The sequence below is a fragment of the Variovorax sp. YR566 genome (assembly GCF_051992195.1).
GTDB lineage: Bacteria > Pseudomonadota > Gammaproteobacteria > Burkholderiales > Burkholderiaceae_C > Variovorax.
Map to the genome: position 1 here is coordinate 261,978 of NZ_CP197092.1, position 26,459 is coordinate 288,436.

Genomic DNA, 26,459 nt, shown 5'->3' on the forward strand with positions numbered 1-26,459 from the left:
GAGAAGAAGGAATGGCAGCCGCCCGCCGCCGCACTCTGCCTCAGCGCGGCTGCAGCACCGCCATCGTGATGCGCGACACGCAGGTCAGTTCGCCCGCCTCGTTCGTCAGGTCGATCTGCCAGACCTGCGTGGTGCGTCCGCGGTGCACCGGCCGCGCCGTGCCGATCACCCAGCCGCTGGTGACGGAGCGGATGTGGTTGGCGTTGATGTCCAGGCCCACGGCGCGGTCGCCTTCGGGGGCCGAGTAGTGGGCGCCGCAGGAGCCCAGCGTCTCGGCCAGCACCACCGACACGCCGCCGTGCAGGATGCCGTAGGGCTGGCGGGTGCGTTCGTCCACCGGACAGCGGGCGCGGATGAAGTCGTCGCCCACCTCCAGGAATTCCATGCCCAGTGCCGATACGACGGTGCCCACGTGGTTGCGCGTCAGCGCCTCGACGGAGATTTCTTTTTTCCAGATACGCATGGCGTGCTTCTTTCTTTGTGCCTGTAACAGTGGCCAAAACTATAGCGATGGCGACTGACAAACCGAGTCGCCTTTGCGTGTTACCTTGAATCGATGAAGCACCCCGTCCGCCGCTGGCTCATTGGCATTGCCGTCGCACTGCTGCTGGGCGTGGGCGTGCTGGTGTGGGTGGTGAGCGCGCGCCTGCCCACCGACGACGAGGTGGCCGCGAAGATCGCCGAAGGCTTCGAGAAGCGCTTCGGCGTTGCCCTGAAGGTGGGCGGCGCCCACTGGTCGCTGCTGCCGGTGCCCGTGCTGGTGCTGTCCGACGTCGCCACCGACCAGCCGCGCCCCATCACCCTGCGCCGCGCCACCCTGCGGCTGCAGCTTGCGCCGCTGCTGCAGCGCGTCATTGCCGTGGACGAGATCGAAATCGAAAGCCTGGTGCTGCCGCGCGCCTCGGTGCGGGCGTTCCGCGGCAAGGGGCCCAAGCCGCAGGAGGGCAGCGGCAACGTCGTCGCGCTGCCCGCGCCATGGACGCTCGCACCCGTGCCCGTGGAACTGCTGCGCTGGCGCGACGTGGTCTGGATCGACCGGCGCGACATCTCGCTGGCCTACGACGGCGACGTCCGCTTCGACCCCGGCTGGCGCCCGCGCCAGGCCCGGCTCGAGCGCGCCAGTGTCACGCCACCCGTGCGCCTGCGCCTGGACCGCCAGGCCGGACAGGACCGCTGGCGCACCCGCATCGACGCGGGCGGAGGCACCTGGAACGGTGTCTCCCGCTTGGAGACACTGCCCGACGGCAAGCTGCAGTTTTCCGCCGAACTGGAGCCGCGCCAGATCGACATCGAGAGCCTGGTGCAGGCCTTCGACCGCCGCACCTCGGTGGCGGGCAAGTTCTCGGGCAACACCACGCTCGTGGCCGAGGCCGGGAGCTCCGAGGAGCTGGGCGCGCTGATCCGCAGCCTGCACACCCGCACCACCTTCTCGGTACAGCCCGCCACGCTCACCAAGCTGGACGTGGCCAAGGCCGTCGCCACTGCAGGCGTCAGCCGCGGGGGCACGACGCAGCTGGACGAGCTCACCGGCACAGTCGACACCCAGGGCACGGAAGACGGCGTGGTGATCCAGTACACCAACCTCAAGGCCCGCTCGGGCGTGCTCACGGCAAGCGGCAACCTGAAGCTCTTCAACCGCAAGCTCGACGGCGAGATCGCGGTGGACCTTGTCGACGGCGTGATCGGCGTGCCGCTGAAGATCGGCGGCACCGCGAGCGACCCCGAGCTCTCGCTGACCGGCGCCGCGCTCACCGGCGCGGCCATCGGCAGCGCGGTGCTGCCGGGCGTGGGCACGGCCATCGGGGCGCGCGTGGGGCAGCAGGTGGAGAAGATGTTCGGCGGGAGCAAGCCGAAGCCCAAGCCCAAGCCGGCGCCCAGGCCGCGCACCGGCCCTAGGCAAACGCCTTGATCGCCGCCGGCACCGTCAGCACCGCCGTGTAGTACCCCATGAACTGCACGCCGGTGTTGAACCCGATCGCGCGCGACAGCAGCCCGCCCAGCAGTCCCATCGTCAGGATCACCAGCAGCCCGAGCAGCTGGCCTTCCCATACGCTGATGACCACGATCAGCCCGACGAAGGTCGCGATGATCGCCTCGTGGCTCACCTTGCGCGACACGAACAGCGCCGCGCGGCGCGCGAAGTTCATCGTGAACGGATAGGCCACCAGGGCAGCGAGCACCACCGCCAGCATGCCGTAGCCCAGGAACTCCCAGTGGTTCAGCAGGTTGTGCAGGTTGTGCGTCTGGCCGGTGGCCGCATCGATGGTGAACACCGGCGGCGCGTTGAACAGCGGCGCGGCCGGGCCGGCCGCCACAGGGCTCAGCGGCAGGCCGATGGCGATCAGCGGGATCAGCGCCTCGGCGATGTAGGTGGCCTCGGTCACGCCGTTGCGCGCGGCCAGCGTGGTGGTGAGCCGGTGGTACGCATGCTTGATGCGCGAGCCCACCAGTTCGCCCAGCACCACGGTCATCGCGACCGGGCTGAACACGAAGGTGGCGCTGGAGATCGCGGCCGTCGCGAAGGTCCACTTCACCTGCGTGCGGTCCAGCACCTTGAACGGATTCGGGAAGTAGCCCGACCAGCCCTTCACGTCGGGGGCGAGCGAGAAGGTGCGGACCTTGTCGCGTTTCATGCGTGCGCGCGCCGCCGGCGAGATCACCGAGAACAGGTCGGCCACCAGCGGCCCGATGGCGATGCCCAGGAAGTAGCTGATGCCGAGCTTCACGCCGTACTTGCCGGTGAGCGCCTGCAGCGCCACGATCACCATCACGAACGGCACCAGCGTGGCCACCGAGGCCCAGCGCCCGCTGGAGAAGTACGCGATGGCCACGGCCGCCACCACGAAGATCCACGGGGCCGCCTTGGTGATGGCCGCGCCGTAGGGCGCCAGCAGCACCGCGAACAGCACGGCCAGCGGCACCGCGATGAAGGCCGCGATGATCGCGCCCGACACCATCTTGCGCAGCGCGATGTGCGGCACGCCGAGGTTGCGCAGCACGTTCGCATCCTGCAGCAGCGGCGTGGCCATGGTGTCGCCCGGAATGCCCAGCAGCGCGGTGGGCACCGCATGCGTCATGTGCTTGGCCACGGCCGCCGCCAGGAAGAAGGTGAACACGCCTTCGGGCGGCACGCCGAGCAGCACCACCAGCAGGGTGAGCGGCGCGAGCGTGGTGGTCTCGTCGGTGCCCGAGACGAGGCCGATGGCCGCGAACACGACGGCGCCGACCAGGCCCATGCCGGTGGCCACGAGGATCTGGTTCAGGAGTGCGGCATCGATCATGGCGCGGCTCCTTCGGTACGGCGAGCGCGGGGCTTGTACGACGCGAACAGGTCGTGGATTTCGAGTTCCTTCATCTCGCGCACCACGGCAGGCGGCAGGTCGTCCACCGAGCCGAGGTCGCCTTGCTCGCCGGCCAGTTCGGCCAGCACCTCCTCGCGCCAGCGCGGATCGGCCGCTGCTCCTTCGACGACTTCGCGCTTCGGCGTGAAGAGCTTTGCGCAGATCAGGCCCGACACCACGCAGCCGCCCAGGCCGGCGAGCATGGCGTAGGCCCGTGCCAGCTCGGGCGTGCCGACAGTGCTCATGAGCACGCGGCTGGCCACGAGGTAGCCCGTAAGGCTCACCGCGATGCCGATGGCGATCGACCACGCGAGATGGCCCAGGTCGGCCGTGTCGCCCCATATCTCCACCAGCCGCCAGCGGGCGGGCGTTGCACTGTCTGCACTCATTTTTCGATGTCTCCGTCTGTGGTTATCTGACGGCCGTCTTGCGTGGCCGCCGCGGTGCTCGTCTGCTTACTTCTTGCGCAGCGCTTCGAGCAGTGCGACCGCGCGGTCGGTGCGCACGTCGTGCTCGGCCGCCATCTGCTTCGCGATGCTGTCGACCTCGTCTCCGGTAGCGCCCGCGACCAGCGCGATGTTGCGGGCATGCAGCGCCATGTGGCCGCGCTGGATGCCTTCGGTGGCGAGCGCGCGCAGCGCGCCGAGGTTCTGCGCGAGGCCCACGGCCACCGCGACTTCGCCCAGCTCCTGTGCCGACTTCACGTCGAGGATCTTCAGCGCGAGCCGTGCGAGCGGGTGTGTCTTGGTCGCACCGCCGACCAGGCCCACCGGCATCGGCATCTCGATGGTGCCGACCAGCGCGCCCGCGGTGTTCTTCTCCCAGGTGGTCAGCGAGGTGTAGCGCCCGCTGCGGCAGGCATAGGCATGCGCGCCGGCTTCCACTGCGCGCCAGTCGTTGCCGGTCGCGACGATCACGGGATCGACGCCGTTCATGATTCCCTTGTTGTGCGTCGCCGCGCGGTAGGGGTCGATGGCCGCGAAGGTGTATGCGTCGATCACGCCCTCGACCACCTCTTCGCCGCTGCGTTCGCGCGTGGCCAGCACCGAGGGTGCCAGCCGCACGCGTGCGCGCGCCAGCCGCAGATCGGCCAGGTTCGACAGGATGCGCAGCCGCACCGTGCCGCCCGTGAGCTTCTCGACCAGCGGCGACACCGCCTCGGCCATGGTGTTGACGGTGTTCGCGCCCATCGCGTCGCGCACGTCGACGATCAGGTGCATCACCACCATCGCGCCGCGCGGCGTGTCGCCGAACACATGCACCTCGATGTCGCGGCAGCCGCCGCCCAGGCCGATCAGCACCTTGTCGCGGCTGTTCGCCACGGCAAGGATTTCGTCGCGCGCGCGCAGCAGCGCCAGTCGCGCGCCGTACGGGTCAGTGATGCCGATCACCTGCACCTGTGCGCGCATCAGCGGGCCGGTGCTCGAAGCCTCGAAACCGCCGCCCTCGCGCGCCAGCTTGGCCATGAAGGAGGCGGCGGCCACCACCGAGGGCTCCTCCACCGCCATCGGCACGAGGTAGTCGCGCCCGTTGACGGTGAAGTTGCCGGCCACGCCCAGCGGCAGCTCGAAGGTGCCGATCACGTTCTCGACCATGCCGTTGGCGCGGTCTACGCGGAGGGCGCCGGGCAGGGAAAGCAGTGCCACTTCATCCCCGGAGAGCGATGCGGCCTGCGCGATGTGGGCCAGGCGCTGCGCGGGCGTGAGTGCGCGGAAGTTGGGAATGCGGGAGTCGGCGACCATCGTTGCTTGTCTCTTCGGAAGATGAATTCGGAGCAGGCAATTTAGGTCGGCTGTACCGCCGGTGGAAGGCACAGTTTGGCGGGACAGTGCGGACAGTGGTGCGCGAAAGCGGGCCGCTGTGTCACAGTCGGCGCCCATGACCACCATTGCCGATTCGCTCGCCGAGACTCTCGCGCGCCAGATCGCCAGCGGCGCCTACAAGGCCGGCGACAAGCTTCCTTCTCTGCGCGAGCTTGCGCAGCTTCATCGCTACGCCAAGAACACCGTCGTGGCCGCCTTCGAGCTGCTGGTGTCGCGCGGGTTGGTCGAGCCGCGCCGCGGTTCGGGCTACTTCGTGCTGCCGCAGCAGGTGGTCAAACCGGTGGAAGAAGACGCCGGCAGTCTCGGCCGCGCCATGGACATCGTGTGGCTCATGCGCGAGCAGCTCAAGACCCAGCCCGACGCCCTTGCGGTGGGCGATGGCTTTCCACCAGTCGAATGGCTGGCCGACGTGCGGCTCGACAAGTACCACCCGAAGGTGGTCCGCACGGGGCTCGGCGCGCTGTTCCGCTACGGCAGCCGCTTCGGCTATGCGCCGCTGCGCGACCATCTCGTGCGCAAGCTGGCCGACTTCGGCATCGGCGCCGAGCCGCGGCAGATCGTGCTGACGCACGGCGCCAACGAGGCGATGGACATCGTCATCCGCTACTTCGTGCCACCCGGCGGCAAGGTGCTGGTGGACGACCCTGGCTACTACCCCCTCTTCGGCAAGCTCAAGCTCGCGGGCGCGCAGGTGCTGGGCGTGCCGCGCCTGGCCGACGGGCCCGACCTCGAGGCGCTGGAGCGCCTGCTCGTTGCCGAGCGGCCGCGCCTGTTCTTCACGCAGTCGATCGCGCACAACCCCACGGGCTCCGACATCTCGCCCGCCAAGGCGTTCCGCGTGCTGCAGCTCGCGCAGAAGCACGACCTGCTGATCGTCGAGAACGATCCGCTGGCCGACTTCAAGCCCACCTCGCTGCCGCGCCTGGCCGCGCTCGACCAGCTGGAGCGCACGATCTACATCGGCAGCTTCTCCAAGTCGTTCTCCGCAGCGCTGCGCGTGGGCTTCATCGCCTGCGGCGCCGACCTGGCGAGCGACCTCGCGGACCTGAAGGCACTGATCCACGTGAGCAGTTCGGAGTATTGCGAGCGCACGGTCGACGTCATCCTGAGCGAGGGCCACTACCAGCGGCACCTCAATCGCCTGCAGGCGCGGCTCGGCGAGGCCACGCGCAACGCGATCAAGCTGTTCGACTCGGTCGACGCAGAGGTGTTCGCGCGCACCCCGCAGTCGCTCTACGTGTGGGCCGCGCTGCCCGGCGTGGCCGACTCGCTGGCCTTCGCGAAGGAGCTGCTGCCACGCAAGATCGTGATGGCGCCGGGGCGCATCTTCAGCGTCGATTCGACGCAGGTGTCGCGCTGGTCGCGCTTCAACGTGGGCGCCATGGCCGACCCGCGCTTCGCCAAGGCGCTGCGTACCACGCTGCGCTTCTTCAGCGCTTGAACTCCCCGTGGCGACCGGCGCCACCGGCGAAGCGCGCCGCGCCGGCTTCGCCTTCGGCGAAAACCATCGGCACGCCCTGCGCACCCTCGCGGCGCAGCGCCTCGGCCAGCGGCATGTCCCACTGCGCGTAGGCTGAGCGGCGGTCGGCCAGCATGCATTGCTGAGGGAAGGCGGCGAGTTGATGGGCCAGCTCTTGCGCGGCGGCCAATGCGCCGCCGGATGGCGTCACACGGTTGACCAAACCCATCGCCAGCGCCTCGGGCGCGCCCACCGGACGGCCCGAAAGAATCATGTCGAGCGCGCGCCCCATGCCCACGATGCGCGGCAGCCGCACCGTGCCGCCGTCGATCAGCGGCACGCCCCAGCGGCGGCAGAACACGCCGAACACCGCGTCGTCGTCGGCCACGCGCAGGTCGGCCAGCAGCGCGAGCTCGAGGCCGCCCGCCACCGCATAGCCGTTCACCGCCGCGATCAACGGCTTCGACAGCGCCATGCGCGTCGGCCCCATCGGGCCGCTGCCACCGCCTTCGGTATCGAGCTCATTGCGCCGGGCCGGGTCGCCTACGGCCGAGAGGTCGGCGCCTGCGCAGAAGTTGCCGCCCGCGCCGGTCAGCACCGCGACGCGCAGTGCGTCGTCGGCTTCGAAGCGCTCGAAGGCCTGGCGCAATTCGGCGGCCACCACGCCGTCGACCGCATTGCGTTTCTCCGGGCGGTTCAGCGTGATGGTGCAGACCGTGCGGTCCACGTCGTACGCCACGTACTGCATGGCCATGCGTGCATCCTTTCGGGCTAAATTACATTAGCGGTCGCTCGGTTGCATCGTAGGAAATATTTCTCTGTTTCGCAATTATGGACAAAGTATGTAATGTGCCGGTCGCCATCCCCAGCGCGCCGGAGCTGATCCTCGACCTGCTGGTGGCCGACGGCGGCACGCTGAGTTCGCAGGCGCTGTGCCGCGCGGGCGAGCTCATGGGCATCGGTGAATCGACGCTGCGCGTGGGCCTGACGCGGCTCGCGGCCGAGGGCAAGATCGCGCGCGGCGAGCGAGGCAGCTACGCGCTCAACCGCAAGGGCCCGGCGCTGTCGCGCGCGGTCGACGACTGGCGGCACAAGCAGGCGCAGGCCGTCGCGTGGCGCGGCGACTGGCTCGCCGTGCACGACGCCGGCGTGCCGCGCGCCGACAAGACGGCGTGGCGCCATCACGCTCTTGCGCTGTCGCTGCGCGGCTTTGCGGCGCTGCGGCCGGGGCTGAACATCCGGCCCGACAACCTCGCGGGTGGGCTGGAAGGCGAGCGCGAGCAGCTGGCGGCCCTGGGCCTGTCGCGCACCGCCCTGGTGTTCCGGCTGGCCGATCTGGACGATGCCGCGCAGGCCGCCGCACGCAAGCTTTGGAATGTGCGCGCCCTGACGGCCGATTGCAGCCGCCTGCAGACGGGCCTGGAACGCAGCGAGAAGCGGCTGCGCACCCAGCGGCTCGAAGTGGCCACGCGCGAGTCGCTGCTGCTGGGGCGCGCCGTGATCGCGCACCTCATCCGCGATCCGCTGCTGCCGGCCGAACTCATGTCGCCCGAACCGCGCGCCGCGCTGCTCGCCGCCACCCGGCGCTACCAGGACAAGGCGCTGGTTCTCTGGCGCAAGTGGCTGGCGCTGCCGTAGTCGTTCGGTCAGTGGACGGTGCCCAGTTCGTCGAACTGCACCACGCCTTCCTTCATGACCAGCGGAATGCGCTCGCCCTGGCCGAGCAGGCAGCCGACGTCGCGCAGCGGATTGCCGTCCACCACCAGAATGTCGGCCAGTGCACCGGGCACCAGCCGGCCCAGGCGTTCGCTCATGCCCAGCACCTCGGCCGCGACCGTCGTTGCGCTGGCAATGGCCTCGGCGGGTGACAGCACGTCGGCGCGCAGGCGGAACTCGTCGCTCTGCAGGCGCTGCGATTCGCCCAGCAGGTCGGAGCCGTAGCCCATCTTCACGCCCGCTGCCTTGTAGATCTCCAGCGAGCGCAGGCCGGCCTCGCGCACGCTGGCCACCTTGGCCACGCTTTCCTTCGGCAGCCCGAAGCTCTCGCCCTCGTTGGCCAATGCGTCGTAGGTGACCAGCGTTGGCACCACATACGCGCCGAGCTGCGCCATGAGTTCGGCCGTGGGCGCATCGACAAGGTTGCCGTGCTCGATGGTGCGCACGCCGCAGCGCACGGCCCGCGCGATGGCCTCGGCGGTGTAGGCGTGTGCCATCACATAGGTGCCGCGCCCGCGGGCCTCTTCGACGATGGCGCGGATCTCGTCCTCGCTGTAGCCGAAGGCGCCCACCGGGTCGGTCGGGGAGGCCACGCCGCCGGAGGCCATGATCTTGATCTGGTCAGCGCCCATCTGCAGCTCCTCGCGGACGGCACGGCGCACCGCGTCCACGCCGTCGACCACGCGCGCCAGCGCACCGACGCGTACGCAGGTGGCGCACGCCCCGTCGTTGCTCATCAGGTAGTCGGAGCGCGCGCGCATGTCGCCGTGCCCGCCGGTCTGGCTCAGTGCGCGGCCGGAGACGAACAGGCGAGGACCCTGCGCCAGCCCTGATTCCACCGCCTGCTTGAACGCGAAGCCCGCACCGCCCGCGTCGCGCACCGTGGTGAAGCCACGGCGCAGCATGCTGCGCAGCATGGGCACGCTGCGCAGCGTGATGAGCACGTTGGGCATGTGCACCTGCCGCGAGAGATTGAGCTCCACCGCGATCACGTGCACGTGCAGGTCGATGAGGCCGGGCATCACGGTCTTGCCCTTCACGTCGATCGTGCGCGCCGAGGGGCTGTGGATAGGCTTGTCGGAAACCTCGCGGACCACGCCGCCTTCGACCAGGATGTGGTGGTCTTCCAGCAGCTCGGGGCGCTGCGGGTCGAGCAGGTTGGCGTTCCTGAAAAGTACGGTGTTCGTCATGCCATGGACTCCTTGGTCTGTTGTGCCATCACGGCGGGCAGCGCCAGCTGCGCGAACACGCGCGCGAGCTCGACGTGCCCGGTGTCGTACCAGTTTTCCTCGTGCAGCATGTTGAGCGTGCCCAGCGTCTCGCCGCGCCAGCGCAGCGGAATGTTCAGCACGCTGCGGCAACCCAGCGACACGATGAGTTCGTGGTCGTAGAACACGTCGCGCAGGTCGTCGGCGTTGCGGCCGATGTAGGGCAGGCCGCGCTGCATCACCTGCTGCATCCACGGGGAATCGGTGATCGGCTTGCGCCCGCCCACCGGGTAGGCCTCGCGCATGTTGGTGTAGATGCGTTCCGACTCGCGCGCCTCGCGGTGGTGCACCAGGATGGTGAAGAGCCGGTGGCCGATGGTCGCGGCCACCGCCTTCTCGAGCGCGTCGAAGGTGGCCTGGGGTTGTTGCGTGTCGGCATGCGCGCGCGCGACGGCCGACAGCGATTCATCGAGAAGCTTGGGTTGCATGGATGCCCTGAGTCAGGAAAGTTCGGCGGCCGCAATGTCTTCCAGCGAACGGCCGCGCGTCGGGATGCCCATGAAGGTGACGGCCGCCGCGCCCAGCAGCAGCACTGCCGTCGTCATGCCGAACACCCCCGCGAAGCCCAGCGCCGGATAGATGAAGCCCACCAGGATCGGTGCCGTGATGCCGCCGATGCGCCCGATGGCCGACGCCAGGCCGGAGCCGGTCGCGCGCACCTGCGTCGGAAAAACCTCCGGCGTGTAGGCATAGACGCCCGCATAGGTGCCGTTCATGAAGAAGGACAGCAGCACGCCCGCCGCCATGATCTGCCCGTCGCTGTGCGTGAAGGCCAGCCCCAGCGCAGAGAGGCCGCCCAGCAGCATGTAGCTCACGATGGTGGCCTGCCGGCCGATCTTCTCGTTGAGCCAGGCGGCTGAGAAGTAGCCCGGAATCTGCGCGAGGTAGATCACCAGCGAGTAGCCGAAGCTCTTGGTGATCGTCATGCCGTTCTGGATCAGCAGGCTGGGAATCCAGGTGAAGAACGAGTAGTAGCTGAAGGTGATCGCCAGCCACATCAGCCAGGTCATGGTGCTGATGCGGATGAGCTTGCCGGAGACCAGCGTGGCGTAGTTCTTCAGCAGGCTGCCGCGGCTGTTGCTGGGCGGCGGCGCGGCCACGTCCTCTGCGTTGAGCGCAGGCAGCGCAAGGCCGCGCTGCACGGTCTCGGACTCCATCGCGTCCACGATGGTCCCGGCCTCGGCCTGCCGCCCCTGGCTTTCCAGCCAGCGCGGCGATTCGGGCAGCGCGCGCCGCCACCACAGCAGCAGCACCACCGGCATCGCGGTGATGAAGATGACGATGCGCCAGCCCTGCGGATGCGCCGGCACGATGAAGTAGCCCAGCAGCGCCGCCGCCACGAAGCCGAACGAGAAGAAGCCCGCCAGTGCGCCGGTGAAGGTGCCCCGGTAGCGGCGCGCCACGAACTCCGACAGGTAGGGCGCGATGATCGCGCTCTCGGCGCCGGCGCCGAAGCCGGCCACGATGCGCAGCCCGAGAAACACCGTCCAGCTGTCGACCATGCCGCTGAAGAGCGACGCCACGCAGTAGATCGCCAGTGCCGACATCATCACCACGCGCCGCCCGAACAGGTCGCCGCAGGTGCCGGACGCGAGGGCGCCGAAGAAGAAGCCGATGAAGTTCGCGCTGGCCAGCACGCCGATCTGCACGCTGCTGAGCCCCCATTCGGTGCGCAGCACCGGCAGCACGAAGGCGATCACCGCGGCGTCCATTGCGTCGAAGGTGTAGCCCAGTCCTCCCATGAGGAGCAGGCGCCGATGGAAACCGGAGAACGGCAGGCGCTCGATGCGGGCCGACAGCATGGTCATGTGAATCCCTCGACTTCGGTGGTGCAGAGAAGCGGCAGATCGTAGGATCGCGGGGATATCACGACAAATTTATACGTGTGATTGTGTTTATTGATTCAGTGAATGGTCAGGCCGCACGATGAACTACCGCTCCGCCGATCTCAACCTGCTGAAGGTGTTCGAGGCCCTCATGACCGAGGGCAACGTCACGCGTGCCGCCAGCAAGCTGTCGCTGACGCAGCCCGCGGTCAGCAACGCGCTGCGCCGGCTGCGCGAGACCTTCGACGACGCGCTGTTCGTGCGCAGCGGGGCCGGCGTCAACCCGACGCGGCGGGCCATCGACCTGTGGGAGCCGCTGTCGCAATCGCTGCATGCGATTCGCGGCACGCTCGACCTGGAGCGCTTCGATGCGCTGCGCAGCACCGCCAGCCTCAGCATCGCGATGTCCGATTACGTCTCGGGCATCGTGGTGCCGCGGCTCGCCAGCAAGCTCAGCAAGGCGGCGCCGTCGATGCTGATTCACGCCATCCCCAACACGCTGGTGGATTTCGACAAGGTGCTGGCCGACAACAAGGCTGACTTCGCGATCAGCGTCTACAACGAGGAAGTGCAGAGGCCGGCGTTTCTCAAGTCGAGGGCGCTGTGGTCGCCTGACTTCGTGTGCGTCATGCGCACCGGGCATCCGCTGGCGCGCACCGACAGGATTCCGCTGAAGAAATTCCTCGCGGCGCGCCATGTGGACGTGAGCCTGGTCGGCAAGACCACGCCGACTTACGACCTGTTCCTGCACAGCCGAGGGCTGCAGCGCAACCTGGTCGCGACGGTGAACCACTACGGCGCGGCGTACGAAGTGGTGCGCCGCTCCGACCTGATCGCGGTGCTGCCGTGGTCCGAGAAGTTCGAGCCCGCGCGCCTGGCCGGCCTGCGCCGCATGCCCGTACCGCTGGAGGCGCCGGCACGCGTCATCGAACTGTTCTGGCACCAGCGGCACGAGACCTCCGCGCTGCACCAGTGGCTGAAGAACACGCTGCTGGCGCTGTTCGAGCAGCCTTCGTGATCTTCTTGATCAGGCGCGCAGCCGCACCACCTGCAGGTCGTCATCGGCAAGGGCGTGCAGGCGCGCCACGTCCGCCGCGCGGCGCGTGAGCACGGCGCGCTGGTTGATGTAGCCCTTGTCGGTGATCTCGCCCGCATCGAGGCTCGGCGGCTCGGCCAGCACCAGTGCACAGGCCGGGCATTGCGAGGAACCCGCGCCTTCGTCGCGCAGCGAACGCAGCACGCCGGCGATGCGCTCACCCATGGCCTCCGGCGGCAGCGCCGCGCCTTGCGGGCTCGCAAACACCAGCATGCCGATCTCGTCGCGGTCGTGGCCGGTGAGCACCACGTCCTGCGCATGCGGCGCGAGCATCGACACCAGCTTCACGCGCAGCGTGCCCACCGACACCCAGGTGCCGGTCGAGAGCTTGAAGTCTTCCGCCACGCGGCCGTTGAAGATCACGCCATGCGCGGGCTGCGCCGGGTTCGCGAGAAAGCCGGCGTCGCCGATGCGGTAGTAGCCTTCTTCGTCGAAAGCCTGCGCCGTTTCGCGCGGCGCATCGCGGTAGCCGGGGAACACCGAGACGCCCTTGACGCGCATCTCCAGCTTCTCGCCGTTGGGCACGAACTTCAGCTCCAGCCCCGGCAGCGGCGCGCCGATGCAGCCGGCACCGTCAAGCTTCCAGTGCGCGGAGGTGATGGCGGGCGAAGTCTCTGTCGCGCCCCACGAGGTGGTGAGCCACAGCGGCCGCGTGGGCCGCACGCGCTTTGCCACCGCTTCGAGCCGCTGCCAGGTGGAGGGCGCCAGCGCCGCCGCCGCATAGAAGGCAAGCCTTAGCCGCGAGAACACTTCGGCGGCCAGCGCGTCGTCGGCTTCGAGAAAGGGCAGCAGCATGTCGAAGCCGCGCGGCACGTTGAACAGCAGCGTGGGCTTCACCTCGCGCAGGTTGCGCACCGTCTTCTCGATCAGCCCCGGCGCGGGCCGGCCCTCGTCGATGTAGAGCGCGCCGCCGTGGCACAGCACCATGTGCAGGTTGTGGTTCGCACCGAAGGTGTGGCTCCAGGGCAGCCAGTCGACCAGCACCGGCTTTTCCTGCGCGAGGAAGCGCCAAGTCTGCGCCATCATCTGCTGGTTGGCGCAAAGCATGCGGTGCGTGTTGATGACCACCTTGGGCTTGCCGGTGGAGCCGGAGGTCAGCAGGTACTTGGCGTGCGTATCGGGCAGCACGTTGGCGAAGGCCTGCATGACGGCGGGTGTTTCCTTCGCTGCGAGCAATCGTTCAAACCCGATCGCACCGGGATGCGCATCGGCGTTGCGGCTGAACACCGTGACCGCCTCCACGCCGCAGCCTGCGAGCGATGCGCCGTATACCTTGGCGTCGGATGCATAGATCAACGCGGGCTTCAGCGCCTGCAGCATGCCGTGCAGCCGCGACGGGTCCTTGGCCATGCGCGAGTAGGCGCTGGAGAGCGAGCACGCGGTGCGGCCGATGTGCATGGTCGCGAGCATCAGCACGGCGTGGTCCATGGCGTTGTCCGAGAGGATCACGACCGGCTGGTCTGCCGGCAGGTTCAGGTCGAGCAGGCCTTGCGCCACGGAGCCGACGGCTTGCCGCAGCGCACGGTAGTCGAGCTTGCGCCAGCCTTCGCCTGTTTCGTCGCGCTCGGCGAAGGCCAGTGCGTCGGGCGTTTCCGTGGCCCACCGTTCCAGCCATTCGCCGATGCAGCGTGCGTAGGGCTTCAGCGCCGTCGGCGAGCGCAGCGCGAAGGAGCCGTCGTCGAAGTCGATGCGCACCGTGCGGGGTGGAGCGATCAGGCTTTCGTCATTGAGGAAGTCGGTCATTTCAGTGTTCCGGGGTTTGTTCAGGGCGTGTGCGAATGACACCGGGTGCTCCCCTCCGCGAATGTCCCCCGGGGCTGCGCCCCTCCTCCTTTATTTCGCTGCGGGGAGCACCCGGTGCCATTCGCACATGGGCGCAGCCGTATTGCCGGCCGCACAAGCGCTGCGCCCATCGATCACGTCGATGGGGTGCCTTGCGCAGCGACATAAAGGAGGAGGCCGCAGGCCGGGGGACATTCGCGGAGCAAGGCACCCCGTCGGCGTGATCGCACCCCGAACGAACAACGCGAAAAATCGAAAAGCAAGCTTTCATCTAGTCGAGCTTGCCGGTGTCTGCCTTCGCGCGAATCAGGTTTAACAGCAGGGTGTCGCGCGCAGCTTCAAGGTCGCTGGTGCGGCGTGAGCCCAGTTCGTCGGCCACGCCTTGCGTCACTTTCTGCTTGAGATCTGCAGTCATCGACGGCGTGCCCAAGTCCTTCCACCAGTCCTCGATCGGTCCACCCAGGTGCGCGAGCACGTGCTCGATGCCGCCAGCACCACCCGAGAGATGCAGGTTCATGAACGGCCCCATCACCGCCCAGCGCAGGCCGGGTCCGTGCGCGATGGCCGTGTCGATGTCGGCCACGCTCGCCACGCCTTCGTTGACGAGGTGGAAGGCTTCGCGCCACAGGGCCGCCTGCAGCCGGTTCGCGATGTGGCCCTTGACCTCGCGCTTCACGTGGATCGGCCGCTTGCCGACGGCGGCGTAGAACGCCATCGTGCGCTCGATGGCTTCGGCCGAGGTCTGCTCGCCGCCGATCACCTCCACCAGCGGAATCAGGTGCGGCGGGTTGAACGGATGCCCCAGAACGACGCGCTGTGGATGCGCGCAGCCCGACTGCACACCGCTGATCGCAAGGCCCGACGAACTCGACGCAAGAATCGTTTCCGGCGGCGCCGCCGCGTCCATGCGGCGGAACAGGTCGATCTTGAAATCCATGCGCTCGGGGCCGTTTTCCTGCACGAAGTCGGCCACGGACACCGCGTCTTCCAGGCTGTCGTGGAAGCGCAGGCGGTCCACTGAAGCTCCTTCGGCCAGGCCGAAGCGCTCCAGCGTGGGCCAATGCTGCGCCACCGCAGCGCGCAGCCGGTCTTCGGCGCCGGGTGACGGATCGGTCGCGTTCACGTCGAGCCCGTGCGCGAGAAAGTACGCGACCCAGCTCGCACCGATCACCCCGGTGCCGACCACCGCCACGCGCTTCACGCTCGAAACAGAAGATGTGCTCATGCTGCTTTCCACCGCGCGCAGCGGCTTTCTGTCTTCGTGGTCCATGCGGCCTCGCCGCGGATCGGCTCGACCACCTTGTAGTAGTCCCATGGTTCTTTCGACTCGGCCGGCGTCTTCACCTGCATCAGGTGCATGTCGTGCACCATCAGCCCGTCGTCGCGCAGCCAGCCGCCCTTGACGAACATGTCATTGAACTTCGTCTTGCGCAACTGCGCCATCACCTTGTCGGCATCGTCGCTGCCCGCGGCCTTCACGGCCTGCAGGTACTGCAGCGCGGCCGAGTAGTCGCCGGCATGGAAGGAGGAGGGCATGCGCTTGTGCTTGTCGAAGAAGCGGCGCGCCCATTCGCGCGCCTCGGGGCTCTGGTTCCAGTACCAGCTGTCGGTGAGGTACATGCCCTGCGAGCTCTTCAGGCCCAGCGCATGCACGTCGTTGATGGTGATGATCATGCCGGCCAGCTTCATGTTCTTGCTGATGCCGAACTCCGCTGCCGACTTGATGGCGTTGACCGTGTCGCCGCCCGCATTGGCCAGCGCCAGCACCTGCGCTTTCGAGTTCTGTGCCTGCAGCATGAACGAAGAGAAATCGCTCGCGCCCAGCGGATGCTTCACCGAGCCCGCCACCGTGCCGCCACTGGCCTGCACGATCTTGGCCGCGTCGTTCTGCAGCGCCGCGCCGAAGGCGTAGTCGGCCGTCACGAAGTACCAGCTCTTGCCGCCGGCCTTGACCACCGCGCTCGCGGTGCCGCGCGCCATGGCCACCGTGTCGTAGGCATAGTGCACCGTGTAGGGCGAGCAGTACTCGTTGGTGAGGCTCGACGCGCCCGAGCCCACCACGAAGTACGGCTTCTTCTTGTCGGCCGCCACGCCAGCCATCGCAATGGCCGCGCCCGAGTTGACGCCCGCGATCAGCATGTCGACCTTCTGCACGTCGAACCATTCGCGTGCCTTGGCGGCGGCGATGTCGGGCTTGTTCTGGTGGTCGGCCGTGACCAGCTCGATCTTCTTGCCGCCGATGGCCCCGCCCATGTCGGCAATGGCCATGCGGATCGCTTCGGCGCCGGCCGGGCCGTCGTAGTCGCGGTAGATGCCCGACATGTCGCTGATGAAGCCGATGCGTATCGTGTCGTCGGACACCTGGGCCGAGGCGCTTGCTGCGAAAGCCGTGCCCAGGGCGAGGGCCAGGGCGGTGCGGGAAATGTTCATGTGCCTGTCTCCGTTCGTTCGTTGTTCTGGTTCTTCTTCGTCGTCAGCCCAGCGCGAACTCGGGCCTCGGCGTGCCCACCCGCGGCAGGCCCATCATCTGCCGCGCCTCGGCCGGCGTGGCCACCTCCATGTCGAGCTCGCGTATCACCCGCACGATGCGCTCGGTGAGCTGTACGTTGGTGGCCAGCTCGCCCTGGCGGAAGTAGAGGTTGTCTTCCAGGCCGACGCGCGCGTGGCCGCCCAGCAGCAGCGCCGCCACGTTGGCTTCGAGCTGCGAGGGGCCGATGCCGCTCACGCAGAAGATGCTGCCCTTGGGCAGGGTGTCGACCATCATCTGCAGGAAGCGCGGCGAGTAGGGCATCGCGTTCTGGAAGTTGCGGTGCACGTTCATCACAAGGTTGATGAAGTAGGGCTCGTCGTCGTGGCCTTCCTGTATCAGCGTGGTCGTGTCCTGCAGGATGTGCGTGGGGCTGAACACCTCCCACTCGGGCTTGATGCCGCGCGCCTTCATGCCGGCGGCCAGTTCGCGGCCGCGGGTGATGGGCGTGTCCATCAGGATCTGCCTGCCTTCGAAGCTCAGGTTGAGCGTGGTCGCGTCGAGCGTGCACATCTCGGCGCCGGCGTCCATGCCCTTGATGCGCTCTTCCCATGCGATCTCCCAGCGCTCGCCGGCCAGCGGCTTCACCATGTCGCCGTGCACGCCGCCGCCGGTGGAGTTGTTGATGACGATGTCGCTGCCGCCCGCGCGGATGCGGCTGTTGATGTCGCGGTATACATCGGCGTTGCAGGTGGCGCCGTCGTCCGGGCGGCGCGCGTGGATGGCCACCACGCTGGCGCCGGCATTCCAGCAGCGCAGCACGTCGGCGGCGATTTCGGCGGGCTGCGTGGGGAGATGGGGGTTCTGCGACTTGTGCGCCATGCCGCCGGTAGGGGCGATGGTCACGATCACTTTGCGCTTCGACATGCTCGGGGCTCCTGGTGTCTTTCATGGGGGCGCGTCATTATTTTTTGGGGCGCATTTGCACTCAGTCATCGCGACGACATTTGGGGGCAGGGTTTACGCTGCGCCAAACGCTAAAGTCGCCCCAGCGCCATTGCGCGCATCAAGGAGAACCAATGAGACTACTGCCCATCCTCCTGGCCGCCGCGGCCGCGCTGACCTCGACCTGGACGCTCGCGCAACCGGCAGGCCCCGCCACTTGCGAAGCCAAGCGCGAGGCCATTGGCCGCGACATCGAGGCGGCCAAGGCCAAGGGCCAGAAGCAGCGCGTGCGCGGGCTCGAAAAGGCGCTGGGCGAAGTGCGCCGCACCTGCAGCGACGCGAAGCTGGCGGCAGAGCACCAGCGGCGCATTCGCAGCCAGGAACGCAAGGTGGCAGAACGCGAGAGTGACCTGCGCGAGGCCCAGCACAAGGGCCGTGCCGACAAGATCGCAGACCGCGAAGAAAAATTGCGTGAAGCGCAGGCCGAGCTGCAACAGCTCAAGGGCGCGCAGTAAAAAGAAGATGCCCACGACCAGGCCCGCCATCCAGGCGGCATCGCTCACGATTCCCCAGTTGCTCCAGGGCTCGGCCTGGTTCCCGCTGCTCGACGTGGCGGCGGGCGAGCGCGTGCTCGACGAGATACGCGAGGTCGACGTGGCCGCGGGTGCCGCGCTGTGCCGGCGCGGCGACACGCCACTGCACTGGTACGGCACGCTCGAAGGGCTGCTCAAGTGGTCGATCACCTCGAGCGACGGACGCTCCGTGACCTTCGGCGGGCTCTCGGTCGGCAGCTGGTTCGGCGAAGGCACGCTGCTGCGGGCGCTGCCGCGTTCGGCCGACATCATCGCGCTGCGGCCGAGCCGCGTAGCGCAGTTGCCGCTCGAAACCTTCGAGTGGCTGCACCGCACGCAGCGCGGCTTCGACCACTTCCTGCTGCAGCAGATCAACGAGCGGCTGCACTGGTTCATGGGCAACTACGCGGCGCACCGGCTGCTCGATGCCGACAGCCAGGTGGCGCGCGCGCTGGCGGGGCTGTTCCACCCGTGGCTGCATCCGGGCAGCGAGCCGCACCTGCAGACCTCGCAGGAGGAGATTGCGAATCTCTCGGGCGTGTCGCGTCAGCGGTGCAATGCGGCGCTGAACCGGCTGAAGGAGGCGGGCTTCCTGCGGATCGAGTACGGTGGCATCACCGTGATCGATCTTGAAGGGCTGCGGCGCTTCATCGAATAGCAAAAAAGGAATCGGAGTACGCCCCATGCATGAATTCAGCATCTTTGCCGACTACTTCCAGTTCTACATCCAGGACGAGGCCGCAGATGGCGATCTCTCCGATGCGTGGACAGACGAAGCCGTGGAACGCATGCTTGCGACCGAAGCCGGCGTCGTCGGCATCGGCACCGTTCGCAACATGGACGTGCCCGTCACCGTCGAGATCCTCGATACGGAAAGCCCGCTCGATCTCGACCAGTGGGAGCATGTCGTCGAATGCACCCTGGTGACGCAGAGCGCCAACCTGGTCATCGCCGGTTGTACCGACTACTTTCCCGATGCGGCGCGCATTCCCGTTGCGCCCGGAACCTACAGGCTGCGTGCCTGCTATGCGGGCCTCAACACGCTTTCCGAAGACGGGCTGGAAGGCAACGACCGCTACCACCTGCAGCTCTGGCCGGCGCCGGCCATCGAACCGACTGTTCTCAAGCAGCGCGTGGCCTGATTGCTCACTGCGTCAGCCGCAACCGCATGCGGGCGCACCCCTTCTACACGCCCAGCAGTTCTTCCAGCGCCTGCGGCTCGGCCAGCAGATCGGCCGAGGCTCCGTGCCGCACGATCTGTCCCTTCTCCATCACCACCGCAAGATCGGTGTGCGCCAACACCTTGCGGTAGTCGCGGTCCACGATCAGCGTGGCGATGCCGGTCGCGCGGATCTCGCCGATCACGCGCCAGATCTCGGCCACTATCAGCGGCGCCAGGCCTTCGGTGGCCTCGTCGAGTATCAGGAGGCGCGGGTTGGTCATGAGCGCGCGGCCGATGGACAGCATCTGCTGCTCGCCGCCCGACAGCTGCTGGCCGCCGTGCGACAGCCGCTCCGACAGGCGCGGAAATGTCGCCATCACGCGGTCGAAGGTCCACTCGCGCCGGCCGTCGATGCCGGCGCGTTCGCTCATCACGAGGTTCTCGCGCACCGACAGGTTCGGGAAGATGCCGCGGCCCTCGGGCACGTAGCCGATGCCCAGCCGCGCCATCTTCTCGGGTGGCAGGCCGGTGACGGTGCGGCCGTCGACCTGAACTTCGCCCGAGGCGGGGCGCACGTAGCCCATCATCGTGCGGATCAGCGTGGTCTTGCCCATGCCGTTGCGCCCGAGCAGGCCGACCGATGTGGCCGCCGGAATGCCGGCGTGCACGCCGCGCAGGATGTGGCTGTTGCCGTAGTAGGTGTTGAGGTCGCGGACGATGAGCATCAGTGGTCTTCTCCGAGGTAGGCGGTGCGCACTTCGGGGTTCTCGCGAATCTCTTTGGGGTTGCCTGTGGCGATGACGGTGCCGTTCACCATCACCGTGATGCGGTCGGCAATGCGGAAGACCGCGTCCATGTCGTGCTCCACCAGCAGGATGGCATGCGTGGCTTTCAGCCGCGCGAGCAGCGTGAGCATGCGGTCGGTTTCCTCCGCGCCCATGCCGGCGAGCGGCTCGTCGAGCAGCAGCACGCGCGGGTTGGTCGCCAGGCACATGGCCACTTCGAGCTGGCGTTGCGCGCCGTGGCTCATGGTGCCGGCGATGCGGCCCGCTTCATGGGCGAGGCCGGCAGCTTCGAGCGCCGCGTCGGCCGATGCGTTGCTGGTGGCGCAATCTTTCGACGATTGCCAGAACGCCCAGGGCTTGGGCGTGGCGGCTTGCGCGGCGAGGCGGCAGTTCTCGTGCACGCTGAACTCCGGGAAGATCGTCGTGCGCTGGTAGCTGCGGCCCACGCCGTCGCGCGCGCGCTTCGACTGGGCGCGGCCGGTGATGTCCACGCCGTCGAGCGCGATGCGGCCTTCGGAGGCTTCGATCTCGCCGGAGAGCATGTTGATCAGCGTCGATTTGCCCGCGCCATTGGTGCCGATCACCGCATGGACTTCGCCGACGTGCAGGTCGAGCGTGACGGCATTGACGGCCGTGAGGCCGCCGAAGCGGCGCGTGAGGCCTTCGACGGAAAGCAGTGCGGTCGTCATGCGGCCCCCTTCGGCGACAGGCGTTGGACCAGGCCGATCAGCCCCTTGGGCAGCAGCGCCACGAACACGATGATCGTCAGCCCCAGCGTCAGCTGCCAGTGGTCCGCCAGCGGGCCCATCACCGCATGCGTCGAGAAGATTTCCTTCAGCAGCGTGAACGCGATGGCGCCGATCACCGCGCCGCGCAGATGGCCGAGGCCGCCGAGGATCACCATCAGCAGCACTTCGCCCGAGTTGTGCCATGCCATCAGCTCCGGGTTGACCACGCCGTCGCGCGAGGCCAGCAGGAAACCCGCGAGCCCGGCCAGCGCACCGGCCAGCACGAAGGCCGCGAGCTTGTAGCCATACACCGCGAACCCTGCCGCGCGCATGCGCTGCTCGTTCACGCGGATGCCGGCCAGCGCTGCGCCGAAGCGCGAGCGGCGAATGAGTGCCAGCAGCCCGTAGGTGAACACCAGCGACGCCAGCACCACGTAGAACAGCACAGTGCGGTTTTCCATGTCGAGCGCACCGATGGCGGGGCGCACATACATGTAGATGCCGTCGCTGCCGCCGCCGACCTTGGTGTCGTGGAACACGAAGAAGGCCATCTGCGCGAAGGCCAGCGTCACCATGATGAAGTACACGCCGCGCGTGCGCAGGCTCAGGGCGCCGACGAACAGCGCATAGAGCGCAGCCGCGCCCATGGCCAGCGGCAGCAGCAGCGCGAAGTTGCCGCCCTCGCTGCCCGAGGCGAGCACGGTCATGTACGCACCGATGCCGTAGAACGCCGCGTGGCCCAGGCTCACGAGGCCCGTCATGCCCACCAGCAGCTCCAGGCTCAGCGCGAAGATCGACAGGATCATCACCTTCACGATGAAGTCCGACGCATAGTTGCCCAGCAACGGACCGGCGATGCCGATGGCCACCGCGCAGGCTACGGGCAGGAGGAAGGCGCCTTTTTTCATGGCTGTCATGGCCGCCTCCCCATCAGCCCCTCGGGCTTCCATATGAGCACGATGGCCATCAGAAGATAGATGCCGATGCCGCTGAGGTCCGCGAAGAACACCTTGCCGAAGGTGTCGACGAAGCCCACCAGCAGCGAGGCCACCAGCGCCCCGGTGATCGAGCCGATACCGCCGATCACCACCAGCACGAAGCAGATGATGAGCACGCTCGCACCCATGTTCGGGTACACCGAGGACATCGGCGCGGCGATCATGCCGGCCAGCGCCGCCAGCGCCACGCCAGCCGCGAACACGATGCGGTAGAGCCGCTTCACGTCGATGCCCAGGCCACGCACCATGTCGCGGTTGCTCGCGCCGGCGCGGATCATCATGCCCAGCCGCGTGCGGTTGACCACCCAGTACAGCCCCACGGCCAGCACGATGCAGGCGGCCGAGGCGAAGAGGCGATACCACGGGTAGCTCATGACATTGCCCAGCGCGAAGCTGCCGTCGAGCCATGCGGGCACCTTCACGCCGTGCACGTCGTTGCCCACCAGGATGGAGCGCAGTTCCTCGAACACCAGGATCAGGCCGTAGGTCATCAGCACCTGCTGCAGATGGTCGCGCTGGTAGAGGTAGCTGAAGAAGGCCCATTCGAGCAGGTAGCCGAACACGGCGGCCAGCACCACGCCGGCCACCAGCATCAGCAGGAACTGGTCGCCGAATAGCGGCGCGAGCGCGAACGCCATGTACGCGCCGATCATGTAGAAGCTGCCGTGGGCGAGGTTGATGACGCCCATGATCCCGAAGATCAGCGTCAGCCCCGAGGCCACCAGGAAGAGGAGGAGTCCGTACTGAACCGAGTTCAGACACTGGACCAGGAAGGTGCCGAAATCCACGAGGAGGTTCTCTCTGGGCGGGATCGTTGTTCAATGGGAATGCACTGCGCGGGACACCGCGGAACCGGCTTTGCCGGGCCGCAGGTGTCGCCCCCTGCAAGGGGGTTGGCGCAGCACACGAAGTGAGCGAAGCCTGGGGGTGAGCCTATTTACATCCTGCAGCCGCGGGCTGGGTCAGCCAGTCCCTTGATGGCCGTGCTCACCAGCTTGTTTTCCTTGCCCTCGACCTTGCGCAGGTAGATGTCCTGCACCGGGTTGTGCGACTTGCTCATCGTGAACGTGCCGCGCGGGCTGTCGATCCTGGCCTTCTCGATGGCGGCCGTGAACTCGGCCTTCTTGCCGATGTCGCCCTTGGTGGCGGCAAGGCCCACGCCCAGCATCTGCGCCGCGTCGTAGCCCTGCACGGCGTACACGTCGGGCTGCAGCTTGAAGGCCTTGGCATAGCCGACGCGGAAGGCGTTGTCGCGCGCGGTGTTCAAGCCGTCGGCGTAGTGCAGCGTGGTCAGCATGCCTTGTGCCGATTCGCCCTGCGCATCGAGCGTGCCGTCGGTCAGGAAGCCGGGGCCGTACAGAGGAATGGTCTTGTTCAGGCCTGCGGCCTGGTAGTCCTTCACGAACTTCACCGCGCCGCCGCCCGCGAAGAAGGCGTACACCGCATCGGGCTTGGCCGCCGCGATCTCGGTCAGCAGCGCCTGGAATTCCACGTTGGGGAAGGGCAGCGTGAGCTGCTTGTCGACCTTGCCGCCGTTTTTCTCGAAACCTTCCTTGAAGCCGTTGACCGACTCGTCGCCGGCCGCGTATTTCCAGGTGATGGTCATCGCCTTCTTCTTGCCCTGCTGCTTGGCCGCCACTTCGCCCATGGCGAAGGCCGGCTGCCAGTTGCTGAACGAGCTGCGGAAGATGTTGGGCGCGCACATCGGCCCGGTCACGGCGTCGGCGCCGGCATTCGGCACGATCAGCACGGTGCCGCTTTCCTTGGCGGCCTTGGCCATGGCCATAGCGACGCCCGAGTGCACGGTGCCGACGATCACGTCGACGTTGTCGCGCTTGATGAGCTTGTTGACGTTGTCGGTGGCCTTGGCGGGGTCGGACTCGTCGTCGACCTTGAAGTATTCGATCTCGCGGCCGGCGAGCTTGCCACCTTGCTCGTCGACGTAGAGCTTGAAGCCGTTCTCGATGGCCACGCCCAGGGCGGTGTAGGTGCCGCTGTAGGGCAGCATCAGGCCGACCTTGAGCTTGCCGGTGCCCTGGGCGCCGGCGGCCGAGGCCAGCGCGGCGAATGCGATGGCCGTGAGGGCCAGTCGGGCTGTACGCACGGAGGTGGGAAGGGTCATGGTGTCTGTCTCCTGTTTTTGGTGATGAAAGAAGTGGCCGCGACGATGACACGATCCGGCTGATCGCGATGCGGGGAATGCCCGCATTCAGGGATTTCGAGCAGCTCGCAACCACTGACGCGCGCGGCGATGCCGCGGATCTGCGCAAGCGTGCCGTACTCGTCGTCGATGCCTTGCACGGCAAGCACAGGGCAGCGGATGGTGTCGAGCTCCGCCTCGATGTTCCAGTCGCGAAAGGGCGGGTGCAGCCAGATGCGGTTCCAGCCCCAGAAGGCGGAGTCGGCGCTGTCGTGATAGCGGCCGAGCTTCTTCGGCAGGTCGGTGCCCAGGTACGCGGTGCGGGCGATCTCGATGTTCGCGACGGTCTTGTCTTCCACGAAGATATGCGGAGCGAGCACGACCAGGCCTTCGACTTTTCCGGGAAAGCGCGAGGCGTACAGCAGCGCGATCGAGCCGCCGTCGCTGTGGCCGAGGAGCCAGGGCTTTTCATCGCCGAGCCCCAGCGCGGTGAAGAGGGCGGGCAGCACTTCGTGCGCCTGGCGGTGCATGAAGTCGACGTCCCAGATCTCGTCGTCGGCGCGCGGGGTGGAGCGGCCGTAGCCGGGACGCGAGAAGACCAGGCCTCGCGCGCTGGCGGCTTCGCAGACTCGCGCGGGGAAATCCTTCCACATGGCGACGGAGCCCAGGCCTTCGTGCAGGAACACGAAGAGCGGAGCGTCGGTGCGCTCAGGGGCAATCCACTGGCACTCGATGCGCACAGTGCGACCGCGCCAGTCGATGGCGGCGAACTCGGGCGTGCTCATGCCTGCTTCTCGCGCTCGCGCAGCCTGAAGCGCTGGATCTTGCCGGTCGCCGTCTTCGGCAGCTCGCTCACGAACTCCAGGAAGCGCGGGTATTTATATGGCGCAAGGCGTTCCTTGACGAAGGCCTTCAGCTCTTCCTCGGTTGCCGCGCTGCCGTCTTTCAGCACCACGAAGGCCTTGGTCTTGGTCAGCCCTTCGGTGTCTTCCTTGCCGATGACTGCCGCTTCGAGCACGGCCGGGTGCTGCATCAGCGTGGCCTCGACCTCGAAGGGCGACACGTAGATGCCGCTGACCTTGAGCATGTCGTCGCTGCGGCCGGCGTAGGTGAAGTAGCCGTCGGCGTCGCGCGTGTACTTGTCGCCGCTCTTGGTCCAGCCGCCCTGGAAGGTCTCGCGCGACTTCTCGCGGTTGGCCCAGTACATCAGGGCCGAGCTGGGGCCGCGGATGTAGAGGTCGCCCACTTCGCCGTCGGGCACCGGGCGGCCGTCTTCGCCGCGCAACTCGACCTCGTAGCCGTCAACCGGCTTGCCGGTGGTGCCGTAGCGGATGTCGCCGGGGCGGTTGGAGATGAAGATGTGCAGCATCTCGGTCGAGCCGATGCCGTCGATGATTTCGCAGCCGAAGTGCGCCTTGAAGCGCTGAGCGATCTCGCCCGGCAAGGCTTCACCGGCCGATGAGCACATGCGCAGCGCCACCGCTTCGCGCGCAGGCAGCTTGGGCGATGCGAGCATGCCCGCGAAGCCCGTGGGCGCACCGAAGAACACTGTGGGCTTGTGCTCCACCCAGCGGCGGAAGGTGGCGTCGGGCGTGGGCCGCTCGGCCATCAGCACGACGGTGGCGCCGACCGACAGCGGGAAGGTCAGCGCATTGCCGAGGCCGTACGCGAAGTACATCTTGGCGGCCGAGAAGCACACGTCGTTCTCGGTGAGGTCGAGCACAGGCTTGCCGTAGAGCTCGGCCGTCCACCACAGGTTGGCGTGCGTGTGCACAGTGCCCTTGGGCTTGCCGGTGGAGCCGGAGGAGTACAGCCAGAAACCCGGGTCATCGGAAGCGGTTGTCACGGGCGACGCCAGGGGCTCGACGGCGGCGAGTGCGGCATCGAATTCCTTGGCGCCATCGGGCAGGGCGCCCGTGGGCTGCGACACGATCAGCGTGTGCACTTCATGGCCGCCGCGCGCCATCGCCTCCTGCAGCGTGGGCAGCAGCGCGCCCGACACCAGCACCGCCTGCGCGCGGCTGTGGTCGAGCATGTAGGCGTAGTCGTCGGGCGTGAGCAGCGTGTTGACAGCGACCGGCACGACGCCGGCATAGAGACTGCCGAGAAAGCTCACGGGCCAGTCGTTGCCATCGAGCATCAGCAGCAGCACGCGCTCTTCGCGCCGGATGCCGGCCGACTTCAGCGCGGCGGCCAGCCGGCGCGCGCGGTCTTCGAGCTGGCCGTAGCTCAGCGTGCCTCGGTCGTCGATGTAGGCGGTGCGCCCGGCGCGGTCGCGGTTGAGGGCGAACAGATGCTCGGCGAAGTTGAATCGTGTGGGCAGGGTCATGGTCTTGTCTCCTTCGGCCGTG

Annotated in this window: 26 protein-coding genes; 7 read left to right on the forward strand and 19 right to left on the reverse strand. The window is 67.8% G+C overall.

The features are described from left to right. Positions 1-40: 40 nt before the first annotated feature. Complete coding sequence (locus tag ACTG4X_RS01315) at positions 41-463, reverse strand: hotdog fold thioesterase (RefSeq protein ID WP_093057085.1); 423 nt, start codon at positions 461-463, stop codon at positions 41-43. Between the two features lie 93 nt (positions 464-556). Here ACTG4X_RS01315 and ACTG4X_RS01320 point away from each other — a divergent pair, with 93 nt between their 5' ends. Then, positions 557-1,909, forward strand: coding sequence for an AsmA-like C-terminal region-containing protein (locus ACTG4X_RS01320; RefSeq protein WP_097197514.1), 1,353 nt, complete (start codon positions 557-559; stop codon positions 1,907-1,909). Here the strand turns inward: ACTG4X_RS01320 and ACTG4X_RS01325 are convergent. From ACTG4X_RS01325 to ACTG4X_RS01335, 3 genes are all read right to left on the reverse strand, one after another. Then, positions 1,893-3,281 (reverse strand): tripartite tricarboxylate transporter permease, encoded by a 1,389-nt coding sequence (locus ACTG4X_RS01325; RefSeq protein WP_093057083.1) that lies wholly within the window; start codon positions 3,279-3,281, stop codon positions 1,893-1,895. The two genes, ACTG4X_RS01320 and ACTG4X_RS01325, sit on opposite strands and share 17 nt — an antisense overlap. Continuing rightward, positions 3,278-3,730 carry a hypothetical protein gene (locus ACTG4X_RS01330; protein WP_093057082.1) on the reverse strand — a complete coding sequence of 151 codons (453 nt, stop codon included), beginning with the start codon at positions 3,728-3,730 and terminating at the stop codon, positions 3,278-3,280. Before ACTG4X_RS01330 ends, ACTG4X_RS01325 begins: the two co-directional genes overlap by 4 nt. Positions 3,731-3,796: 66 nt before the next feature. Beyond that, a complete protein-coding gene (locus tag ACTG4X_RS01335) occupies positions 3,797-5,083 on the reverse strand; it encodes a hydroxymethylglutaryl-CoA reductase, degradative (RefSeq protein WP_097197513.1) in 1,287 nt (428 codons plus the stop codon). 136 nt (positions 5,084-5,219) lie between these two features. Here ACTG4X_RS01335 and ACTG4X_RS01340 point away from each other — a divergent pair, with 136 nt between their 5' ends. Next, positions 5,220-6,605, forward strand: a complete 1,386-nt coding sequence (locus ACTG4X_RS01340; protein WP_097197512.1) for an aminotransferase-like domain-containing protein — start codon at positions 5,220-5,222, stop codon at positions 6,603-6,605. Here ACTG4X_RS01340 and ACTG4X_RS01345 read toward each other — a convergent pair. Next, entirely contained in the window at positions 6,595-7,377 is a 783-nt protein-coding gene (locus ACTG4X_RS01345; protein WP_097197511.1) for a crotonase/enoyl-CoA hydratase family protein, read from the reverse strand. The genes ACTG4X_RS01340 and ACTG4X_RS01345 overlap by 11 nt on opposite strands. Before the next feature lie 77 nt (positions 7,378-7,454). Here ACTG4X_RS01345 and ACTG4X_RS01350 point away from each other — a divergent pair, with 77 nt between their 5' ends. After that, positions 7,455-8,261 (forward strand): PaaX family transcriptional regulator, encoded by an 807-nt coding sequence (locus ACTG4X_RS01350; RefSeq protein WP_097197510.1) that lies wholly within the window; start codon positions 7,455-7,457, stop codon positions 8,259-8,261. An 8-nt stretch (positions 8,262-8,269) separates the two neighbouring features. On the opposite strand, the gene ACTG4X_RS01355 is transcribed toward ACTG4X_RS01350, so the two are convergent. The 3 genes from ACTG4X_RS01355 to ACTG4X_RS01365 are packed head-to-tail and all read right to left on the reverse strand — an operon-like array spanning position 8,270 to position 11,415. Further along, a complete protein-coding gene (locus ACTG4X_RS01355; RefSeq protein ID WP_097197509.1) occupies positions 8,270-9,529 on the reverse strand; it encodes a metal-dependent hydrolase family protein in 1,260 nt (419 codons plus the stop codon). Next, complete coding sequence (locus ACTG4X_RS01360; RefSeq protein WP_093057076.1) at positions 9,526-10,035, reverse strand: GAF domain-containing protein; 510 nt, start codon at positions 10,033-10,035, stop codon at positions 9,526-9,528. The genes ACTG4X_RS01355 and ACTG4X_RS01360 overlap by 4 nt, the downstream gene beginning before the upstream one ends. A 12-nt stretch (positions 10,036-10,047) precedes the next feature. Then, positions 10,048-11,415: an MFS transporter gene (locus ACTG4X_RS01365; RefSeq protein ID WP_097197508.1), complete on the reverse strand. Its 1,368-nt coding sequence runs from the start codon at positions 11,413-11,415 to the stop codon at positions 10,048-10,050. A 118-nt stretch (positions 11,416-11,533) separates the two neighbouring features. On the opposite strand from ACTG4X_RS01365, the gene ACTG4X_RS01370 reads away from it, so the two are divergent. After that, positions 11,534-12,451, forward strand: a complete 918-nt coding sequence (locus ACTG4X_RS01370; protein ID WP_097197507.1) for a LysR family transcriptional regulator — start codon at positions 11,534-11,536, stop codon at positions 12,449-12,451. Positions 12,452-12,460: 9 nt separating this feature from the next. Here the strand turns inward: ACTG4X_RS01370 and ACTG4X_RS01375 are convergent, their stop codons facing one another. The 4 genes from ACTG4X_RS01375 to ACTG4X_RS01390 all read right to left on the reverse strand — a co-directional run bounded on the left by ACTG4X_RS01375 (position 12,461) and on the right by ACTG4X_RS01390 (position 17,705). After that, a complete protein-coding gene (locus ACTG4X_RS01375) occupies positions 12,461-14,272 on the reverse strand; it encodes a feruloyl-CoA synthase (protein ID WP_097197506.1) in 1,812 nt (603 codons plus the stop codon). A 310-nt stretch (positions 14,273-14,582) separates the two neighbouring features. Further along, complete coding sequence (locus ACTG4X_RS01380; RefSeq protein ID WP_440533114.1) at positions 14,583-15,536, reverse strand: 3-hydroxyacyl-CoA dehydrogenase NAD-binding domain-containing protein; 954 nt, start codon at positions 15,534-15,536, stop codon at positions 14,583-14,585. Further along, positions 15,533-16,741, reverse strand: coding sequence for an ABC transporter substrate-binding protein (locus tag ACTG4X_RS01385; RefSeq protein WP_097197505.1), 1,209 nt, complete (start codon positions 16,739-16,741; stop codon positions 15,533-15,535). The genes ACTG4X_RS01380 and ACTG4X_RS01385 overlap by 4 nt, the downstream gene beginning before the upstream one ends. Positions 16,742-16,784: 43 nt before the next feature. Then, positions 16,785-17,705 carry a 3-keto-5-aminohexanoate cleavage protein gene (locus ACTG4X_RS01390; protein WP_093057071.1) on the reverse strand — a complete coding sequence of 307 codons (921 nt, stop codon included), beginning with the start codon at positions 17,703-17,705 and terminating at the stop codon, positions 16,785-16,787. Positions 17,706-17,857: 152 nt separating this feature from the next. On the opposite strand from ACTG4X_RS01390, the gene ACTG4X_RS01395 reads away from it, so the two are divergent. From ACTG4X_RS01395 to ACTG4X_RS01405, 3 genes are read left to right on the forward strand one after another with little or no spacing between them, the layout of a single operon-like run. Then, complete coding sequence (locus tag ACTG4X_RS01395) at positions 17,858-18,238, forward strand: DUF1090 domain-containing protein (protein WP_097197504.1); 381 nt, start codon at positions 17,858-17,860, stop codon at positions 18,236-18,238. 7 nt (positions 18,239-18,245) lie between these two features. Next, a complete protein-coding gene (locus ACTG4X_RS01400) occupies positions 18,246-18,953 on the forward strand; it encodes a Crp/Fnr family transcriptional regulator (protein ID WP_093076540.1) in 708 nt (235 codons plus the stop codon). Between the two features lie 25 nt (positions 18,954-18,978). Further along, the gene (locus ACTG4X_RS01405; protein ID WP_097197503.1) at positions 18,979-19,437 is read left to right on the forward strand and encodes a hypothetical protein; all 459 of its coding nucleotides are present in this window, start codon (positions 18,979-18,981) and stop codon (positions 19,435-19,437) included. Between the two features lie 43 nt (positions 19,438-19,480). On the opposite strand, the gene ACTG4X_RS01410 is transcribed toward ACTG4X_RS01405, so the two are convergent. From ACTG4X_RS01410 to ACTG4X_RS01440, 7 genes are all read right to left on the reverse strand, one after another. Next, positions 19,481-20,182 (reverse strand): ABC transporter ATP-binding protein, encoded by a 702-nt coding sequence (locus ACTG4X_RS01410; RefSeq protein WP_093057067.1) that lies wholly within the window; start codon positions 20,180-20,182, stop codon positions 19,481-19,483. Beyond that, positions 20,182-20,931: an ABC transporter ATP-binding protein gene (locus ACTG4X_RS01415; RefSeq protein WP_093057066.1), complete on the reverse strand. Its 750-nt coding sequence runs from the start codon at positions 20,929-20,931 to the stop codon at positions 20,182-20,184. Before ACTG4X_RS01415 ends, ACTG4X_RS01410 begins: the two co-directional genes overlap by 1 nt. Continuing rightward, the gene (locus tag ACTG4X_RS01420; RefSeq protein WP_093057065.1) at positions 20,928-21,887 is read right to left on the reverse strand and encodes a branched-chain amino acid ABC transporter permease; all 960 of its coding nucleotides are present in this window, start codon (positions 21,885-21,887) and stop codon (positions 20,928-20,930) included. Before ACTG4X_RS01420 ends, ACTG4X_RS01415 begins: the two co-directional genes overlap by 4 nt. Next, positions 21,884-22,756 (reverse strand): branched-chain amino acid ABC transporter permease, encoded by an 873-nt coding sequence (locus ACTG4X_RS01425; RefSeq protein ID WP_093057064.1) that lies wholly within the window; start codon positions 22,754-22,756, stop codon positions 21,884-21,886. The genes ACTG4X_RS01420 and ACTG4X_RS01425 overlap by 4 nt, the downstream gene beginning before the upstream one ends. A gap of 149 nt (positions 22,757-22,905) precedes the next feature. Then, positions 22,906-24,090 (reverse strand): ABC transporter substrate-binding protein, encoded by a 1,185-nt coding sequence (locus ACTG4X_RS01430; RefSeq protein ID WP_093057063.1) that lies wholly within the window; start codon positions 24,088-24,090, stop codon positions 22,906-22,908. Continuing rightward, positions 24,087-24,893: an alpha/beta fold hydrolase gene (locus tag ACTG4X_RS01435; RefSeq protein WP_097197502.1), complete on the reverse strand. Its 807-nt coding sequence runs from the start codon at positions 24,891-24,893 to the stop codon at positions 24,087-24,089. The genes ACTG4X_RS01430 and ACTG4X_RS01435 overlap by 4 nt, the downstream gene beginning before the upstream one ends. Beyond that, positions 24,890-26,437, reverse strand: coding sequence for a benzoate-CoA ligase family protein (locus ACTG4X_RS01440; RefSeq protein ID WP_097197501.1), 1,548 nt, complete (start codon positions 26,435-26,437; stop codon positions 24,890-24,892). Before ACTG4X_RS01440 ends, ACTG4X_RS01435 begins: the two co-directional genes overlap by 4 nt. Positions 26,438-26,459 lie beyond the last annotated feature (22 nt).

Bases quoted from the DNA above. Each gene is read 5' to 3' on its own strand.
- ACTG4X_RS01315 (WP_093057085.1), bottom strand. From the start codon at position 463: ATGCGTATCTGGAAAAAAGAAATCTCCGTCGAGGCGCTGACGCGCAAC.
- ACTG4X_RS01320 (WP_097197514.1), top strand. From the start codon at position 557: ATGAAGCACCCCGTCCGCCGCTGGCTCATTGGCATTGCCGTCGCACTG.
- ACTG4X_RS01325 (WP_093057083.1), bottom strand. From the start codon at position 3,281: ATGATCGATGCCGCACTCCTGAACCAGATCCTCGTGGCCACCGGCATG.
- ACTG4X_RS01330 (WP_093057082.1), bottom strand. From the start codon at position 3,730: ATGAGTGCAGACAGTGCAACGCCCGCCCGCTGGCGGCTGGTGGAGATA.
- ACTG4X_RS01335 (WP_097197513.1), bottom strand. From the start codon at position 5,083: ATGGTCGCCGACTCCCGCATTCCCAACTTCCGCGCACTCACGCCCGCG.
- ACTG4X_RS01340 (WP_097197512.1), top strand. From the start codon at position 5,220: ATGACCACCATTGCCGATTCGCTCGCCGAGACTCTCGCGCGCCAGATC.
- ACTG4X_RS01345 (WP_097197511.1), bottom strand. From the start codon at position 7,377: ATGGCCATGCAGTACGTGGCGTACGACGTGGACCGCACGGTCTGCACC.
- ACTG4X_RS01350 (WP_097197510.1), top strand. From the start codon at position 7,455: ATGGACAAAGTATGTAATGTGCCGGTCGCCATCCCCAGCGCGCCGGAG.
- ACTG4X_RS01355 (WP_097197509.1), bottom strand. From the start codon at position 9,529: ATGACGAACACCGTACTTTTCAGGAACGCCAACCTGCTCGACCCGCAG.
- ACTG4X_RS01360 (WP_093057076.1), bottom strand. From the start codon at position 10,035: ATGCAACCCAAGCTTCTCGATGAATCGCTGTCGGCCGTCGCGCGCGCG.
- ACTG4X_RS01365 (WP_097197508.1), bottom strand. From the start codon at position 11,415: ATGACCATGCTGTCGGCCCGCATCGAGCGCCTGCCGTTCTCCGGTTTC.
- ACTG4X_RS01370 (WP_097197507.1), top strand. From the start codon at position 11,534: ATGAACTACCGCTCCGCCGATCTCAACCTGCTGAAGGTGTTCGAGGCC.
- ACTG4X_RS01375 (WP_097197506.1), bottom strand. From the start codon at position 14,272: ATGACCGACTTCCTCAATGACGAAAGCCTGATCGCTCCACCCCGCACG.
- ACTG4X_RS01380 (WP_440533114.1), bottom strand. From the start codon at position 15,536: ATGAGCACATCTTCTGTTTCGAGCGTGAAGCGCGTGGCGGTGGTCGGC.
- ACTG4X_RS01385 (WP_097197505.1), bottom strand. From the start codon at position 16,741: ATGAACATTTCCCGCACCGCCCTGGCCCTCGCCCTGGGCACGGCTTTC.
- ACTG4X_RS01390 (WP_093057071.1), bottom strand. From the start codon at position 17,705: ATGTCGAAGCGCAAAGTGATCGTGACCATCGCCCCTACCGGCGGCATG.
- ACTG4X_RS01395 (WP_097197504.1), top strand. From the start codon at position 17,858: ATGAGACTACTGCCCATCCTCCTGGCCGCCGCGGCCGCGCTGACCTCG.
- ACTG4X_RS01400 (WP_093076540.1), top strand. From the start codon at position 18,246: ATGCCCACGACCAGGCCCGCCATCCAGGCGGCATCGCTCACGATTCCC.
- ACTG4X_RS01405 (WP_097197503.1), top strand. From the start codon at position 18,979: ATGCATGAATTCAGCATCTTTGCCGACTACTTCCAGTTCTACATCCAG.
- ACTG4X_RS01410 (WP_093057067.1), bottom strand. From the start codon at position 20,182: ATGCTCATCGTCCGCGACCTCAACACCTACTACGGCAACAGCCACATC.
- ACTG4X_RS01415 (WP_093057066.1), bottom strand. From the start codon at position 20,931: ATGACGACCGCACTGCTTTCCGTCGAAGGCCTCACGCGCCGCTTCGGC.
- ACTG4X_RS01420 (WP_093057065.1), bottom strand. From the start codon at position 21,887: ATGACAGCCATGAAAAAAGGCGCCTTCCTCCTGCCCGTAGCCTGCGCG.
- ACTG4X_RS01430 (WP_093057063.1), bottom strand. From the start codon at position 24,090: ATGACCCTTCCCACCTCCGTGCGTACAGCCCGACTGGCCCTCACGGCC.
- ACTG4X_RS01435 (WP_097197502.1), bottom strand. From the start codon at position 24,893: ATGAGCACGCCCGAGTTCGCCGCCATCGACTGGCGCGGTCGCACTGTG.
- ACTG4X_RS01440 (WP_097197501.1), bottom strand. From the start codon at position 26,437: ATGACCCTGCCCACACGATTCAACTTCGCCGAGCATCTGTTCGCCCTC.